The following is a 16,835-nucleotide window of genomic DNA, read 5'->3' as shown; positions in this document are numbered from 1 at the left end:
TAAAAATACTCAATCCGATTATTCTTCATGTAAAAAAACACTGGATATATATCAGTGTTTTTTTACATGAGAATGAATTAGATAATTATAATATAATTGACGATCTCGTAGTTCTATTAGATTAAATCGTACTTTATTAGCGAAGTGTCGATAGATTCCTTTTACACTGCAGGAAAGTATACAATTCCAGCTTGAGGTGAATTCGGCGTAGTGGGAAATTTCAGGGATACACTACGCCTCTGTCTTCGTCCAAGGATGGAGTTTGCCAATCGGCGAGTTTTCTCTAAACAATCATGAAGCTGTTATTGAAGGGATTGCAAATGCTCAGCGAGACGATCCCAAGTTTCAGTAATTCCTTGCTCCATTCCCATATCCAAGACGGCCTTGAGTGCTTCAGTGGAAGCATATTGAGCCCGACTGACGAGCTTCGTCTTGCCTTCATGCTCTACAAAGGTGATTGTGTTCTTGCTCGAAGGCATATTCTCCGCTTCATTGCCTTCAGCATCAGAGAAGTAGTCAACATATACGATTTTTTCTGCCTCTACAATTTCCAGGTATACCGCTTTTCCCCAAGATTCGTATCCGTAAAAATCCCCTTGTTTCTCATCAATGCACTTCATGCAGTAATGCCAAGTGCCGCTTGGACGAAAATCTATATTGCAAACCGTAAGCGTCCATCCACGAGGGCCCCACCAGTGCTTTAGATGCTCAGCCTCGGAGAATGCTTTGAATACCAGCTCACACGGCGCATCAAAAACACGCTCCAGAATTAGTTCCTGACCCTCTACCGTGGAAATCATTTTGTTTAGCATGAAAAAATCCCTCCAAATATTTAATTTTGTTTGTCCCCTTTGGATTGTAGCTTCTGCAAATAATTCTCTAGATTGTCTAGTCTCTCCTCCCAAACACTGCGGTAAGTTTCAAGCCAAGTATCCAGTGCTTGGAAGGGCTCTGACCGGAGCTTGTAGATTCGTCGATTAGCAATCGCTTGGACCTCGACGAATCCAGCTTCACTAAGTACACGGAGATGTTTAGAAGTTTGTGGCTGGAGAAGACTAAGTTGTTCAGCAATTTCCCCTACAGTAAGAGGACCATTACGCAAAAGCTCAACAATGTTTAGTCGGTTGGGCTCAGCAAGTGCATTCAAAGTTGTTGTGATTTTGACACCCATATAAGCTTTCTCCTTTCACTCCAAATATAACTCAAAACGAATATTCCTGTCAAGGAATATTCAAGCGCCATTTTTGCTCCCTATAAAATTAACGAGAGAGGTTCTGCACAGAGACGAAATCGATACAGGGCGCCTCATAGCACCCCCTTTGTTTACTCTGTATTCCGCCCCCACGTACACATTCATCTTACTAGATACTTGTTAACCCCTTTTAAAGTTCACCTTGGATTTTATAACTTTCATTCTCTACTGTTTATGATCTTTTGGTTTTTCTCTCACTGCAATAACATTCTGCATTACTAGGGTTTTTCTACGAACTTAATTTTCCTCATTATTTTTTGGATTACTCTTGGAAAAAAATAAGCGCCAAAGAAAGCACAAATAAAAGCCTGTGACCAAATTTTTGACCAGTTATGAAAAAATGTATGATTATAACCAAAATTTATTGAGACTAATACAAACGAAACAAAAAGAGACATACTTAAAGCCATAAAAAATGCAAAAATAATATTTTTATATTTGGCATTAATATTCATTATTCTCCACCTTTTAACAGATTTTTCGGAAAGAAGTCCCCCTCCTCAAGGAGTGGGAAGGGCATAGCCCAACGAGTAGGTGGGGGATGAATTTCCGGTAGGCACAAGCCTACAAAACTGAGAATTGCCAGTTATTATTATGGCAAATCAATTCTAAACGACTCAAATTCACCTGTTTATAAGATTTGCCTGGAACCGTAATGTAATCTCCTTGTATGTTTTTTACATAACAAGTTTGTCCACTAAATCCACTAATCCAGCCAACTTGTCCAAACACACGAACTTTATCATTCAAATACCATGAACCGACTGTTTTTGTGTTCTTTTCATTCCGTTTGGATTGTGTATTTTTTTCTTTTCTGCCTTTTCTAGCGGTTGCTTCATGTAAAGAGCGTTTTTTCTTCCTAAATTGTTTGATGGAAAGAACGTGAGCTGTATTTTCTTTGATGTTGGTTATCCCTGTAATTGCAATGGCATCATTGTAATGTGTTTTTTCGAGTTGCAGTTCTTTTCTTCTTGGTGTAGTCATGCTGCCATATATAATGTAAGCATCAGGGTACGTATCAAATACCCTTCTACGAAAGATGTTCATAAAGGGTCCTTCTTTGTAGCGTTTGGTTTTCTTCTTTTCAACCATCCACTTCCAAAGGATGTTACCTTCCTGATGATTCTCATGGGTATGGCAAGTTGTGCAAACCGTAATCAAATTGGATGCTGCATTGCTACCATCATGGCTTCTGTAGACGATATGGTGCGTTTGTAAAATGCCGCCTTTTTTCTTGCAGACTTGGCAAGTGTAGTTGTCTCTTGCAAAGACAAAATATCGTACATCATAATACCCAAAGGTATCACCTTCTTGATATTCCTTGCCCTGAATGTCTGGATTCATCATCTTTTGTACGTCAAACTTTCCTACTTCTATGTGCAATTTACATGTTGGAAGGAATGAATAAAAGGTATCTATCCAATGAAATGTGTTATGTATTCTGCTCTGAATAGAAGGTGGAAGCCAACCCTTTGGACGGGATAAAGTGAAGGATATGGATATTTTACGATATCCTCCTTTCTTTTTTCCTTTCCCTTCTACATACACGCGTTTTGTTTTGTACCTGAATTTTGACCTTCTGTATCGTGTTTTACGATTTCTTCTGCTTCTTCTATAGATTTTCTTTGTTTCCAAGTTGCTTTTTACATCCTGACGTAGCTCTATTTCTGCTTTTCCAAGAACCTTTTCATCGGATGCAACGGCAGCTCTCATGTGCTTTGCCCCTAAATCAATTCCTAATTTTGTTTCTTGTGTTGTTTCTCCAGTTGGATATGATAACTGAATTGTAAAAGGGTTATATCTTACAATGATTGCTTTTTGTTCTTTTAGTAGAATTCTAGCCTTACGAGTCGAACAAGGCGTAAGTGGCTCTCCTCGTAAGTTTCTGACGAATACTCGCAAGTTTCGTCCCTCCTTAGAGTTTGTTTCCCTTCGTCCATGTTGGATAAGCTTCTTGCCTCAGGTTGACCGTTCCTCCTCTCAGAACTGTTACAGAGCCTGAACGACAGATTGTGCTTGGGAATCACACAAAGCCGTATTGACTTACCCAACGTAGTCACTCGCTATGGCTCACCATATACCGGAGACTGGGACTAGACAACTAGGCTTTTACAAGCCCCCACTTTCGACCAACGGAAGTCCCCTTATGGGAAAAACGTGTTAACGTTTAAGTGGTGGGTAGTTGACTCAAATAATTTTAACTACACGCTCTATTCCAAGGTTAATTTTATTTATTACACTGAGGATTAGATTAAAACAAATTCTACTACCTCATAGTAAAGCATAAAGCAAAATCTTTTCATTTAGCCTTCTCACTTTAGCCTTGTTTCTTTTGTTGCCTCATTTCTCTATGTTCATTTTATGGAAATAACAGATATATCCCCGTTAACTTTTTCAAGTCTTTCCAATCATCATGCTGTAAATTATTGCTGAATCATATCCCGTATCTATGGAAAGTTTCATAAAAACATAAGATGCCCCAATTCACAAAAACAGTAGCTATATCGTATCACCTGCATTTACATTAGTAAAATGAATATTTATAATGAAACTATTAGAAATCCTAATACAAAGGAGCTAGTGAGGGTGAATTCTTATTATGCTTTTATCAAAGCCGTAGAAACAGGAAGTTTTACCAAAGCGGCTGAAGAACTTGGCTATACTCAATCCGCTATTAGCCAAATGGTGCATTCATTAGAGGAAGAGCTTTCTACCACTCTTATTTTACGCTCTCGAAAAGGTATTACACTGACACCTGATGGTGAGGAATTTTTGCCATATATTAAGAATATTTGTAATTCACATAGGGAGCTCATAGAAAAACTCAAAGAGATGGAAGGACTACAAAGTGGGCTTATTCGAATTGGCACATTTTCTAGCGTTGCATGTCATTGGCTACCCGGATTGATCAAAGATTTCAAGGAACAGTACCCAGCTGTTCATTTCGAATTACACCAAGGCAATTATACGGATATCTCTAATTGGATTAAAGAAGGAAGCGTAGACTTTGGCTTTGTAAATCCAAAAGCCGTATCAAATCTAACTACCACTCCCTTGCAAGAAGATGAAATGCTTGCCGTATTGCCAGTAGATCATCCTTTAGCTGCGCACAGTAAAGTCCCATTGAAGGAATTAACAAATGGACCTTACATACTTTTAGATGAGGGAGAAATAAGTGAACCATTAACTATTTTTAAACAAAATAACTTTGAACCTAATATACAATACCGAGTACATGATGCGTATTGGATTATGTCCATGATCGAACAAGGGCTTGGCATTTCTATTTTACCGAAACTTGTCCTAAATAGATGTCCGTATACTATTGTCACGAAAGCGATCTCCCCAGCTATTGTTCGGACAATTAGTCTGACATATAAGGATAAAAGAGTATTGCCGATAGCAAGTAGATATTTTATTGATTTTATCATTGAAAGGTATAGTAAAAATGAACCTGTATGAAATCTAATGAAACTTGCTGTATAAAAAAATAAAGAGCTACAGTAAAATGTTAACATTGGGAGTCAATGTATCTAGAAGCCTATAATGAGAGCCCTCTAGCTAAGCTGATCTGGAGGGCTCTCATTATATTCACATACTTCTCGAAAACAAAAGTTGGCCTATTCAACATGAGTATCCATAGTTAAATCCATTTTGCGGCTATTCTTACTTTTTCAAAACCGGAATCCATATTTCGCTTTTAAAAGTTGGTGAAGTAATATCCTTATTTTCATTCCAAAGGATTTCTGGTCCTTTTGTTTGTTCATAGTTCGAGGATGGAAACCATTCAGAATAAATGCGTCCCCATACATTTTGCAGTGTATCAGGAAACGGTCCAACTACCTCAAATACCGCCCATGTAGATGCTGCCACTTCAAGAGATGTTAGATGATTGGGACACTCTTTCGTTGTTGCTACGCCAATATAGTGATCCAGCTCACCTTTTTCCTCCATCCTGCCTTCAGAAAAATTCGCAGATGCACTGAGTAACCCCATTGGCTCAGTATTGGATAATTTTTTAAGCTCATATATTTTGTTCTCATCTAAACTTTTCCACATAGAAGCAATCTCGGGATTAATCCCTTTAAACAGGATCGGAACTCTTTTGTAAATTCCAACAATACGAAATGCTGCTTTTTCTTCGATTCGATAGTTCATCTCATCGCCCCCTTGAATGGATAATTGGAAGGTCATCGGTGGATAGGCTTTAAGGGAGCTCCCATTATTTCTTGCCTCTGAAGGTGTGATACCGTGTAGGTTCTGAAAGGCTCTTGTAAACGAGTCAGGCGAATTATATGTGTACTTTACCGCAACGTCAATGACCTTTACTTGATGATTTCTAAGCTCAAAAGCAGCAAGCGTAAGTCGCCTGCGGCGTATATATTCAGACATTGTAATACCCGCAAGAAAGGAAAACATCCTTTTAAAGTGATATTCCGAGCAACAGGCAAGTCTTGCTACTTCCTTAAAATCAATGTCATTCGTAAGATTTTCCTCAATAAATTTCATTGCATTATTCATATTTTGAAGCAAATCCACTGTCATGCCCTCCTTATATCAATAGAATAACAGGAGCCGAAGCTTTCCACCCGACATTTTGTGCACCATAATGCAGGATGTATGCTTTCTCCACTAAACTGTTCTTCCGTATGTCCCTTTTTCTTCTTTCCTTGACGAAATATCGCCAATATTTCAAAGTGAGTTTTAAGAGATTGACTGTTTTAGTTAGCTTCTTCAAGGGCGTTTTACTTGTATGTATTAAAAACCTTTTTTAATTTTACATAAAAAATAGATTGCTTCAAAACACAGTTATGAAATATAATATCAAAATGATAATGATTATCAATATTATAAATTATGAAAAAAGGCTGAGTTAAAGATGTTACATATCCCTTCTCAAAAGTGCATGAAAGATCGTTCAAATGCTTTTCTGATACTGTTTTTATTTATTTTTGCTATTTTTGGAGTATTAGGATGCATAATTTTGGCTATTTCTCTTGGAGCAAAAGAAATTACTTTCAATACAGTTTTGTCAGCAATTTTTAATTATAATCCTCTATTAACTGAGCAACAGATTATCCATGAACTGCGGCTTCCACGGGTGATAGGTGCTGCAATCGTCGGAGCAGCTTTTGCAGTTGCGGGGTGTTTAATGCAAGGAGTAACCCGTAATCCGTTAGCTGATGCAGGGATTCTTGGAATTAATGCTGGAGCAATGTTTACTGTAACTCTTTGCTTTGCTTTTTTTCCAGGGATTCCGTATTCTTTACTGATGATTTTTTCTTTTATTGGAGCAGTACTTAGTACTTTACTCATTTTTATCATCGGATCTTCTTCCCCAGGTGGAATAACACCAATACGGCTGACTATTTCAGGTGCAGTAATAGCAGCACTCCTACATTCACTTAGTGCAGGTGTAGCGATTTACTTTGATTTGAGCCAAGACTTAGCTTTTTGGTACGCGGGAGGGGTTGCGGGAATTAAGTGGGATCATTTAAAGGTGTTGGTTCCGGTTATTCTCATCACCATTATTTGGGCAATAGCGATGGGGCGTTCTGTTTCTCTTATTTCCTTAGGAGATGATATTGCACGAAATCTTGGAATGAACGTAATTCTCATAAAAGTACTTTCTATTATCATTGCGGTCATTTTGGCAGGAGTTTCTGTTTCAGCTGTTGGATCAATAGGTTTTATTGGGTTAGTTATTCCACATATTTCTCGAAAGCTGGTTGGGGTAGACTATAAACTTATCATTCCAATGTCAGCATTATTAGGTTCAATCTTATTGATGATAGCTGATTTAGGAGCTAGAACAATAAACCCGCCTCGTGAATTGGCAATTGGTATATTGGTAGCCCTCGTAGGAGTTCCTTTTTTTCTTTATATTGCTCGTAAAACTGGGAGGGATTTATAGGTGAAATACCAAGTCAATAAAGACAACGAGAGAACCTATACTGTTTCCCTTATCTTAATTCTGATTAGTATTGGTATCGTATTAATCAGTTTGAATACGGGGTCTTTTCAAATTGCTCCATTACAAGTGATCCAAACTCTTTTTGGTTACGGTGATTATACAAGCTCTTTAGTGTTGTATGAATACCGTATGCCTCGAATCCTGATTACTATGTTGGGCGGGATCGGTCTGGGGATTTCTGGAGCGATATTACAAGGATTATCCCGTAACCCTTTGGCAGACCCAGGAATCTTAGGGTTACATTCGGGTGCAGCCTTTGGTCTGATTATTTTTGTCACATATTTTCATTCTTTAGATGAATATGCAGCCATTCTGATCCCGTTATTTACTTTTTTAGGCGGTTTATTAACGGCTTTCATTATTATTTTACTTACGTATGAGCGTACCAAGGGTTTACTGCCTATCCGGCTTATTCTCACAGGCATTGCTGTTTCAGCCGGTTTTAGTGCAGTTACGCTTTTCTTATCCCTTCGTCTTAATGAAGAAACTTACACATTTGCTTCAAGATGGCTAGTGGGAAATGTTTGGGGAAGAGATTGGATACATGTCACTGCACTTTTTCCTTGGATTCTTGTATTGGCACCTTTTGCTTGGTTTCAGTCTAGGACTTTAAATGCCTTATCCTTAGGTGATGAAGTGGCAGCCGGCCTTGGTACTTCCGTTCAAAGTCAGCGCCTGCTAATGATGGCAACCGCTGTTGGTTTATCCTGTGCAAGTGTAGCAATGGTAGGTGGCATTGGGTTTATTGGTCTAGTTGCTCCGCATCTTGCACGTCGTCTCGTCGGTCCTATGTACCAAGGTTTTCTCCCAGTCGCAGGACTCATAGGGATGGTGATTTTAGTACTTGCAGATACAGTGGGCCGTTCTATTTTCCAGCCCAATGCTATTCCAGCGGGTGTAATCGTTGCAGCCATAGGAGCCCCTTATTTTCTTTACTTACTAACTAAAACAAAATAAGTTTTTCAACAAGGAGAAAATCATGAAAAAGCAACTTACCATTTTATTCAGTATTCTATTGTTACTTGTATTGTCAGCTTGCGGACAAACCGCTTCAAATGAAGCTAAGTCGACTAGTGAAGGAAAAAGCGATAATAAAGAAACTAAAATCGCATCCCTCTCTATTCACTTAACAAATGATTTACTTGCCTTAGGCATCAAGCCCATTGGTTCCGTCATTGGCGGAGATCTGAAAGACTTTCTTCCTCACGTAAAGGATCAATTGAAAGATACGAAAAAACTTGGACCTGTTAAGGATCCCGACATGGAAGCATTGATTGAATTACATCCTTCTGTAATCTACCTTGATGAGGAATTCGCTGGACAAGATGTATCAAAATATGAAAAAATTGCACCCACTGAAGTATTTGACCTTAATAAAGGGACATGGAGAGATCATTTAAAAGCGATAGGTAAACTAGTTGACCGCGAACCGCAAGCAGAGCAATTTATTAAAGATTACGAAAAACAATCACAAGAAGTGAAAACCTTAATTAAGAATAAACTTGGTGAAGATAGTAAAGTAATGGCCATCCGTGTTACAGCAAAAGAGTTACGAGTATTTAGTACAAAGCGTCCAATGGGTCCAATTTTATTCGAAGATTTAGGCTTAAAACCAGCTAAAGGCATTGAGGAGCTTGACTCAAATCAGCCTTACGAAGTGATTTCTCAAGAAATTCTTCCCGATTTTGATGCTGATGCTATATTTGTTGTTGTCAATAGCGACGATGAAGCGCAAACAGCTTTTAAACAGTTAGAAGAGTCCCCTCTTTGGAAAGGGCTAAAAGCAGTTAAAGGCAACCATGTTTACGTAATTTCAGATCAGCCATGGCTTGACTATTCAGCATTAGGAAATAAAATGGCAATGGATCAGGCCAAAGAAATCTTTTCCAAATAAATAACAGAAAAATACTTTCAGATTTTTCACCATATCTAATGAACACCTCTGATAGTATCATAAAACTTGCAATGGTAAAGCCTATGGAACAAAGATTCCATAGGCTTTTATAAAGAAAACTCACCGATTGGCGAGCCCTGCCCCCCGGGCGAAGACAGAGGTGTAGTTGCCCTTATACTGTATTTCTAAAATTTCTTAAAGTATAAAGAAAACTCGCCGACTGGCGAGCCCTGCTCCTAGGCGAAGACAGAGGCGTAGTCCTAAAATTTCCGACTACGTCGAAGTCGCGTCTAGCTGGAAATTTATCCTTTCTTACAGTGGAACAAAAAACAGACATTTTAGGTGATTTATCGTCTTTTTGAGCATATTAAAAGGGAGCACAACTATATTCTAAAATATCACTTGAAGGGGGCGGTTTTGTTGCCTAAAAAAACGAATAAGGAATATACCGATTTTTCCACTGTTGAAGCAAGACACCGATATATCATTCCTGAAGAGCTGCCTGAAGGTCCTTACGGTTCTCCAATCAATGAGGAGCTTGGAAAATCGACTCCTTGGGAAGAGGATCAAAGAACATATAGCGCATTTAACTACCCAGATAAAAATGCCCACGAAGAGACTGACCGAAAATACCCTGGCGCCCATCCGCCGCATGACAACCCTGATGTACATGAAGAAACGCCTTCGTGAGAGCTGTACCAGACTGCCAATATCGCTCATGTCCTTAGTCAAACATAAATAAAGAGGCTAGCTCGAAGGTTACTAAATCAAGACCCTGTAGAGCTGGCTTCTTCTAACAAAAAAGGATCAAAGACCTTTGTCAAAAAAATAGATAATAACTCAAAATGTTAGGAAAGTTTTCAGTTCATTTCGAAACCACAATAAATAGTCCTCGTCCTGTCCCTCTTAGTGATTTAACAACCACCCTACTAATTTATCCTTCTGAAACACAGCTACCCCTACTGTACCAAGTTTCCGATGTCTTTTTTGTCTTGTAGTTTACTCGTGACTGATACTATGTAGAGTACGACTTCTATTTGGGAGACTAAGGATTGTAAGTCTTTATCAAGAAAAAGACTAAAGAAGCCTACTAGAGTGTTGCTTACTTTAGTTTTTGTTATGTTTTTAATTTTAATATAAATACAGTGATTGAAATTTTAAAATCCTGTTTAATATATCTAACTCAAATTTACATTATCAATATTAATTTTACTACTTTTCATTTTGAGTCATCTCAGTTGAGTTTCTTTATTAATGTAATAAGGAACAAGAATAGCCCTTATTGACTGATCGAGAACGGTCCCCTAGTGTGCAATCCTGTGGGCACACGTCTTCGAAAGAAGATAAAAAACTTCTAGTTTCGTGCATAGCAATAACTTTTGGTAAGTTTTTTGAACCAGGAATAACTGGATTTATGGCAGAATAAATAGGCGATTTTCCTTCTGATACATTTGTTTCCATTTGGTAGTATTAGAGTTTTGTGAATTAACAACAGGCATGTTACCTCTAACATAGTAAATCCGGGGTATCACTAGCAAAATGCAACTTTATAACATTAAGGATATTTCAGTATTAAAAATCCCAATCTCTCAGTGATATAAATAAGAAATTGGGATTTAAGTATTCAACAATTGCGCCCGATTATACAGCAAGACAAAATATATATGGATTATCAGAGCTATGATTTCTAAATCTCATTTTGCTGAAGGACACAAAATTTCTTCGCAGATTAGTACCAACCAATCGTTCCTGAGGCTATACCCCAATTGATATGCCCTTTAGCCTTAGCTATATACCCAGCACCAGCATCCACATCTAGTTAATTATAACTTTTATCCTGATAATGATAGAGCAAGTAGTGCTGTTTTGCGAGAAAATGAGGTGTGTAGGGCATGTCGTTTCGCAGCCAAGAAACTATAGTGCCGATCAAAGCTGAAGATCCGTGCCAAATAGCTATCTCTTTTTGAATTCCTGCTTTATAAAAGAAAGAATCATTCCCCAAAACCTCTAACCTTATATTTATCGTTTCAGTTAGCATATTTAACAAGCGTTCAGTAAAGATAGGTACCCTCTTCGAACCTAATATCACCTTATAAAATTTAGCGTGTTCAGCAATATGCTCAAGCAACCGCACTAGCATTACCAAATCCGTATCGTCGGTGGAATCCTCGTTCACAGGCTGACTGTTCACGGCGCGCTGAATATCTTCAATCATATCATCAGCCATCTTTTCTAACATATCTGGCATATCCCGATAATGGAGGTAAAACGTAACACGGCTAATTGTAGCGCGCTCTGCTATACGGCTAACAGACATTTTCTCAATATCCATTTCCTGTAATAAATCAACAAAAGCCTCTTTTATTAAATGTCGTGTACGAAGAATTCGGGGGTCTATATGACCCTTGTAATTATCCATTATGTCCCTTTTCCTTTCTCTTTGGTATAAAAATATACAATTTCTTCAAGAATGTACTGTATTCTCTAACTAATTAACACAATTAGGTTTAATGCAAACTAATTTACATTTTTCGTTTTATTGTAAATTGCAAGAGTAGTAATCCCTAACTATAATCTGTTTTATACAGTGTTAATTATCTTACATATTGTAAAATAAATCCATATACGGTTTCAACCGAGCCGGCAGTGAAGGTTTATTAAACGTGTGGAACAAATCTCCGAGGAAAATTCAGATGATAATCTAAATAAGACTATTATCAAAACAAGAATATTTACCAAAGGGGCTTAAGACGAAAGTAGAGGACAATACAAAGTAGGTTGTATATATCTATTTTGAGGGAGGAATGAGAGTATGATGAATAAAGAAGTAATCCCAATGAATGAAATCACTAATTTTCAATCACGTGCAGAAGAATTTTTTCCTATTAATTGGTATAAAGAAATGCTTCACAATCATCCTGTTTATTTTCATGAAAAAACGAATACATGGAATGTGTTTAAATATGAAGATGTTAAACAGGTGTTAAGCAACTATGAATTCTTTTCAAGTGAGGGCCCTAGAACAACAATTTTTGTTGGAGCTAAGAACAAGCATGAAAAAACTTCACCTATTATGAATATTACACTCTTAGATCCACCTCAGCACCGAAAGGCACGTTCCTTGTTAGCTGCAGCTTTCACTCCCCGCAGTTTAAAAAACTGGGAACCGCGTATTCAACAGATTGCAACCGAACTTGTGGAAGCCATACAAGAAAACTCTATTGTTAATATTGTTGAAGCCTTAGCTGGCCCATTGCCTAGTCTAGTCATAACGGATTTATTTGGGGTACCAGTACAAGATAGGTATCAATTCAAAAAGTGGGTTGATATCCTTTTCCAACCTTATGACAAAGAAAGGCTGGAAGACATTGAGCTAGCAAAACAAAATGCTGCCAAAGAGTATTTCCAATATCTTTACCCAATTGTCGTTCAAAAACGTTTGAGCCTTTCCGATGATATTATTTCTGATTTAATTCGAGCTGAAGTAGAAGGTCAGAGATTTACAGATGAGGAGATTGTCCAAACTACAATGCTGCTTTTAGGCGCAGGGGTTGAAACAACAAGCCATGCGATAGCCAATACTTTCTATTCATTGCTCTATGATGATCAATCGTTATATGGAGAACTAAGAAATCATGTGGAATTAGTGCCAAACGCAGTCGAAGAAATGCTCCGATATCGTTTTCATATGTCAAGAAGGGATCGTACTGTTAAACAAGACAATAATTTATTAGGCACTCAGTTGAAAAAAGGAGATGTTGTCATTGCGTGGATGAGTGCATCTAATATGGATGAAAATATGTTTGATAATCCTTTCTCTATAGACATCCGTCGTCCGAATAATAAAAAGCATTTAACATTCGGAAATGGTCCACACTTCTGTTTGGGTGCACCTCTTGCACGATTAGAAATGAAAATTGCACTAGAGGTATTCGTACAAAAGTTTTCTCGTATCGAACCAGTAGAAGAATTTCAATTAGAAAGAAATTTAACTGCTTCAGCTACGGGACAGTCCTTAACTTATCTACCAATGAAGGTTTATAAGTAAGGATTTAAAAATCAATCAGATATGTTAATGAATTTGAGAACTCTAGATTACGTCTATTGTTCTCTTTTTTATTATTTCTTTTAAAAATAATGTTTTATTAGTTACTCTTACTAACAGCAAATTTGCAATTCTTGGCCTTAATATGGTCCTTCAAGTAAACACTATTCCTTATTTAATTTTGTTGTGTTTTTATACAATAATTACGGTAAGTGAAATTTTAAACATCTATTTAATATATTTAACTCAATTTATATTATCAATATTAATTTTACTGTTTTTTTTATTTTGAGTCATCTCGTTATCTCTGTTAAATTGTTTTGTTAATAAGTTCAGGAAGTGAAATTTCAACACCAGTGTTACTGATGAGGAATAATCCTCTTTTCTTGCTATGCCCTCTTAAATCGTACCTGTAATTCTCTAACTCTGTTTGCAAGCATCCTAATTTCCCTTCCCTCATTATCAATCATCACTATTGTAAATAATTACTTAGTGGGGGAATCCTTCATCCCCCACTGATGATTAGTTGAGCTTATCAAGCTTTTACGGGCGAGTTATACCTTCTAAATTGTTGTTGTAAGAGAGAAAGCTTGATAGGCTTTTCTTGGATCAGCGAACCATTCGGCAATGTCATTCGCTTTGGTTTGGGACTGGGCACCCTGAAGTAACAATTGAATAATATGTTCAGGTAATGGTAAAGTCATGGCGTTTGTCCATTCTGTTACCTCTTTTACGAACTGTTTCGTTCGACTCCAATAGGACTCCCCTACCTGTATATTCCATGCCGAATCCTTACATTCAATAAGAGTTTCATACAATTTTTCTGCACAATAAGAAGACAGATTACATCCTTGGCCGGTAATAGGATCATTTAGAAATACGCTATCCCCACATCCAACTACTAACTTATTTTTAACGGTAAGATATGGTTTTCGAATAACCGGTGTAACAGCAGTTTGAAGAAAGCCATGTTCGTCACATAAAGCAAACTTTCTTTCCTCTATTCGCTTGTGAATTTCAGGAAAAAATTTCTGTGTAGTGGTTCTCATTTTGAGAGTAAACTCTTCTGCTTTTCTTATTCCTTGAAATACGTCTAAGTCACTGTTTGGGATTGACATAATAAATAAGATAGTAACAGGGCCATGTTCTGTTATAGCAGGTATTTCAAACATTTCACCTAGTTCAGGAAGAACCGTTACGCCTATTCCCTGAGGAGTATTTGGTTTTATGCCTAAAAAGTAACCAACGATACATTTTCTCTGAGGTGTTTGAAAAGGAGATAACTCTTCCTCAATAGGAAATGACATAAGAGGTCCTGATTTTCCAGTACAATCAATGATTAAATCAAATTCATCTGTTAATGCTTCTATATCTTCTCTAACTACCTTTTTTAACTGAAAAGAGACCCCTTTCTCTGCAAGATCCTCCATGCAACGTGAGAAATATAAACGTTGATCAACGGATAATGCTGGTTCCTTCAGCATTCCCGTAAATAGCTTTTGATCTCCAATACTAATATGGATACTTTCGATAAGAGTTTGTTCATCCCATTTTGGCATAGCAAAGCGATTTTCATTCATTCTTGTTGTTCCAAAGTGAACCTGAGTAGACCTGACTCGTCCATTTCTGATTTGCTCTAATGAGCGATGGTGAATAACTGTTACATCAAATTCTTCCTTAAGAGCATAAGCCAGTTGTAGTCCTGCTGTACCACTACCTACAATACAGATACGCCTTTTCAAACCTCTCACTCCCCTATTTTTCTTGAAATCTTTCTTTCAGATTCTATTGTAAATTTTACCATTAATCAATACATTAAGGAGGTAATTCAAATGAAAAAACTTTTAAATTTAGTCGCTTCAGCAATGGAAGAGTACGGAAAAGTAATGGAGACATACGGAAAGGCCCGGACTTGGTTGTAAACAAGTTGCTTAATTTAGGTTATCAAAAACAAGGAGTAAATCATAATGACTTCTTCTTATCATAACATTCACTAGCCGATTCATGAACATAAAAACGTGAGCCGGCTTTTTTATGTGAAAAATGCTTCTATTTACGAGTAAAAACCCATCCCTATGACTAGACTGGCTGACGTAAGATTCGAAAGCGGAAGTTAACATGTTATAAGTAATATTTCATTTCCGTCGGGTGTTTTTAAAAACAATTGACCATATGTACTTAGTATTTTTCCGATAAGTTCTTCCTCATCTCCGCTTCCAATTTTATTACTATCGAATGATTTTGGTAAAAACAAAATATAATTCCCTGCTAATGTTAACCATATATTCTCAATAAACTTTGTCTCATTTTTACTAACCACTTTTTTATTCAGATAAGAAATATTAGGATTATGTGCCGATTGCTTGAACCAGACAATACTAAAATAATCATCTGACCCATATAATTTTAGCAACAGCTGTTTCTTTGGGTATCCTAAAGGGAATTCCAGTAATACATTTAATTCTGCCTTCACTCTTACATCTTGACTTAATTCTAATATGTCCAGTAATCCTTCCCATGAATCTTTCATTTGTTCCTCCCCTACACAGTTAATTATCATAATTTGCAATATAGAAAGCTGTTTATAGATATGGTGAATCATAATCCTCCACATATAAGCCTATGGATTTTATCTTTTCCAAAGCTTTCGAACAACTGTCAGACACACCTATAAACATATAATAGTCATAACCAAAATGAACAAAAAATCGGTTCCTCAACCTTAATTTACACCACACTGCATTTCGTAATGTTAATTGTGCAATACCTTGTATCTCTAATTTATTTATCTTTTTTCCTACCCATAATTTTGATATGAACTCCCTTGCATCCTGAACTGTTATCTCTTCAGGATATAGTTCTAAGCTCTCTATAAAAAGGCTATCTATATTCATTTCGTCCATAACTATCATAATTGCATCAATATATCTTTTTTCAATATCCAAGTATTCGTCCATGGTTAGCTTTTTTCCGATTTCAGAAAAGCACGTCCATTCATCCAAATCAGTATAATGCCCACTCTCGTTTCTCTTGGCTGGATTGTATTTCGTTATTCTCCAAGAATACATCTCTCTGCACCTCATCCTTTTCCTTAAACAGCAAGTTCCTTCCCGTTCTAAAGGAGCATTATGGGAGAGTAGGAGCAAAACTAACTCCAACCGAAAATCAGTTTTCCTTCGTGCAGTTTACTTTCATTCCATTCCAAAATACCTTCTCCTTCTTCGATTCCATGGTCCTTCATTTCTTTTTTATAGAATTCTAAAATCTGATTACGTTTTTTGTTGTCTTGCGGTAACTCTATAAAAAGAGAAGAAGCGTATGATCCACCCTCCTCCTCTACTCGTTCTGGTTCATCTAGAATACCAATAACACATACTCTAAGCGCCTCAAGTTCATATAGTTTTTCAACAAATTTGATTGCATGAATGGTTTCGCCAAACCTATCTGTTGCTAATGCTGAGGGGTTATTATTATTTTCAAGCCATTCTAAGGCCTCAAATGTTTTCAATAAAATCACTCCTAAAAGTTCTTATTATTGTCCGTGATACGATATAAATCTCATTATCTGTAAAATCTAAGTTAAACCTTCTGTCCCGTTACTTGAACAGTGAACAATGTATATCTTATACATGTCATGTTTATATAATCCTGCATTATCGGGAATCAATGT

Annotated in this window: 16 protein-coding genes; 6 read left to right on the top strand and 10 right to left on the bottom strand. The window is 37.0% G+C overall.

What is annotated here, in order from left to right:
- Positions 1 to 302: 302 nt before the first annotated feature.
- The 4 genes from AAHB12_RS09095 to iscB form a co-directional block, all read right to left on the bottom strand.
- Positions 303 to 812: an SRPBCC domain-containing protein gene (locus AAHB12_RS09095; protein ID WP_342045063.1), complete on the bottom strand. Its 510-nt coding sequence runs from the start codon at positions 810 to 812 to the stop codon at positions 303 to 305.
- Positions 813 to 832: 20 nt separating this feature from the next.
- Positions 833 to 1,171 carry an ArsR/SmtB family transcription factor gene (locus AAHB12_RS09090; protein ID WP_129732129.1) on the bottom strand — a complete coding sequence of 113 codons (339 nt, stop codon included), beginning with the start codon at positions 1,169 to 1,171 and terminating at the stop codon, positions 833 to 835.
- Positions 1,172 to 1,470: 299 nt separating this feature from the next.
- Entirely contained in the window at positions 1,471 to 1,707 is a 237-nt protein-coding gene (locus AAHB12_RS09085; RefSeq protein WP_129732131.1) for a DUF2798 domain-containing protein, read from the bottom strand.
- A gap of 109 nt (positions 1,708 to 1,816) precedes the next feature.
- A complete protein-coding gene (gene iscB / locus AAHB12_RS09080; protein ID WP_342045062.1) occupies positions 1,817 to 3,154 on the bottom strand; it encodes an RNA-guided endonuclease IscB in 1,338 nt (445 codons plus the stop codon).
- A gap of 684 nt (positions 3,155 to 3,838) precedes the next feature.
- Here iscB and AAHB12_RS09075 point away from each other — a divergent pair.
- Positions 3,839 to 4,714, top strand: coding sequence for a LysR family transcriptional regulator (locus tag AAHB12_RS09075; RefSeq protein WP_342045061.1), 876 nt, complete (start codon positions 3,839 to 3,841; stop codon positions 4,712 to 4,714).
- Positions 4,715 to 4,918: 204 nt separating this feature from the next.
- On the opposite strand, the gene AAHB12_RS09070 is transcribed toward AAHB12_RS09075, so the two are convergent.
- A complete protein-coding gene (locus AAHB12_RS09070) occupies positions 4,919 to 5,791 on the bottom strand; it encodes an AraC family transcriptional regulator (protein WP_342045060.1) in 873 nt (290 codons plus the stop codon).
- Between the two features lie 349 nt (positions 5,792 to 6,140).
- Between AAHB12_RS09070 and AAHB12_RS09065 the strand changes: the two genes are divergently transcribed.
- From AAHB12_RS09065 to AAHB12_RS09050, 4 genes are all read left to right on the top strand, one after another.
- Entirely contained in the window at positions 6,141 to 7,166 is a 1,026-nt protein-coding gene (locus AAHB12_RS09065) for a FecCD family ABC transporter permease (RefSeq protein WP_446715533.1), read from the top strand.
- Entirely contained in the window at positions 7,167 to 8,183 is a 1,017-nt protein-coding gene (locus AAHB12_RS09060) for a FecCD family ABC transporter permease (protein ID WP_446715531.1), read from the top strand.
- Positions 8,184 to 8,205: 22 nt separating this feature from the next.
- Entirely contained in the window at positions 8,206 to 9,120 is a 915-nt protein-coding gene (locus AAHB12_RS09055) for an ABC transporter substrate-binding protein (RefSeq protein WP_342045059.1), read from the top strand.
- Positions 9,121 to 9,540: 420 nt separating this feature from the next.
- Positions 9,541 to 9,810: a hypothetical protein gene (locus AAHB12_RS09050; protein WP_342045058.1), complete on the top strand. Its 270-nt coding sequence runs from the start codon at positions 9,541 to 9,543 to the stop codon at positions 9,808 to 9,810.
- Between the two features lie 1,129 nt (positions 9,811 to 10,939).
- Here the strand turns inward: AAHB12_RS09050 and AAHB12_RS09045 are convergent.
- Positions 10,940 to 11,539, bottom strand: a complete 600-nt coding sequence (locus AAHB12_RS09045; protein WP_342045057.1) for a TetR/AcrR family transcriptional regulator — start codon at positions 11,537 to 11,539, stop codon at positions 10,940 to 10,942.
- Between the two features lie 396 nt (positions 11,540 to 11,935).
- Between AAHB12_RS09045 and AAHB12_RS09040 the strand changes: the two genes are divergently transcribed.
- A complete protein-coding gene (locus AAHB12_RS09040) occupies positions 11,936 to 13,168 on the top strand; it encodes a cytochrome P450 (protein WP_342045139.1) in 1,233 nt (410 codons plus the stop codon).
- A gap of 560 nt (positions 13,169 to 13,728) precedes the next feature.
- Here AAHB12_RS09040 and AAHB12_RS09035 read toward each other — a convergent pair.
- The 4 genes from AAHB12_RS09035 to AAHB12_RS09020 all read right to left on the bottom strand — a co-directional run bounded on the left by AAHB12_RS09035 (position 13,729) and on the right by AAHB12_RS09020 (position 16,673).
- Positions 13,729 to 14,916 (bottom strand): styrene monooxygenase/indole monooxygenase family protein, encoded by a 1,188-nt coding sequence (locus AAHB12_RS09035; protein WP_342045056.1) that lies wholly within the window; start codon positions 14,914 to 14,916, stop codon positions 13,729 to 13,731.
- Between the two features lie 362 nt (positions 14,917 to 15,278).
- On the bottom strand, positions 15,279 to 15,695 hold the full coding sequence (locus tag AAHB12_RS09030; protein WP_342045055.1) for a hypothetical protein: 417 nt from the start codon (positions 15,693 to 15,695) through the stop codon (positions 15,279 to 15,281).
- 52 nt (positions 15,696 to 15,747) lie between these two features.
- Positions 15,748 to 16,323 (bottom strand): hypothetical protein, encoded by a 576-nt coding sequence (locus tag AAHB12_RS09025; RefSeq protein ID WP_342045054.1) that lies wholly within the window; start codon positions 16,321 to 16,323, stop codon positions 15,748 to 15,750.
- Entirely contained in the window at positions 16,314 to 16,673 is a 360-nt protein-coding gene (locus AAHB12_RS09020; RefSeq protein ID WP_342045053.1) for a hypothetical protein, read from the bottom strand. The genes AAHB12_RS09025 and AAHB12_RS09020 overlap by 10 nt, the downstream gene beginning before the upstream one ends.
- Positions 16,674 to 16,835 lie beyond the last annotated feature (162 nt).

The sequence above is a fragment of the Bacillus sp. OTU530 genome, from assembly GCF_038440375.1.
The sequence above is the reverse complement of the archived record's forward strand: the minus strand, read 5'-3'. Positions and strand labels throughout refer to the sequence as shown.

Bases quoted from the DNA above. Each gene is read 5' to 3' on its own strand.
- AAHB12_RS09095 (WP_342045063.1), bottom strand. From the start codon at position 812: ATGCTAAACAAAATGATTTCCACGGTAGAGGGTCAGGAACTAATTCTG.
- AAHB12_RS09090 (WP_129732129.1), bottom strand. From the start codon at position 1,171: ATGGGTGTCAAAATCACAACAACTTTGAATGCACTTGCTGAGCCCAAC.
- AAHB12_RS09085 (WP_129732131.1), bottom strand. From the start codon at position 1,707: ATGAATATTAATGCCAAATATAAAAATATTATTTTTGCATTTTTTATG.
- AAHB12_RS09055 (WP_342045059.1), top strand. From the start codon at position 8,206: ATGAAAAAGCAACTTACCATTTTATTCAGTATTCTATTGTTACTTGTA.
- AAHB12_RS09045 (WP_342045057.1), bottom strand. From the start codon at position 11,539: ATGGATAATTACAAGGGTCATATAGACCCCCGAATTCTTCGTACACGA.
- AAHB12_RS09040 (WP_342045139.1), top strand. From the start codon at position 11,936: ATGAATAAAGAAGTAATCCCAATGAATGAAATCACTAATTTTCAATCA.
- AAHB12_RS09030 (WP_342045055.1), bottom strand. From the start codon at position 15,695: ATGAAAGATTCATGGGAAGGATTACTGGACATATTAGAATTAAGTCAA.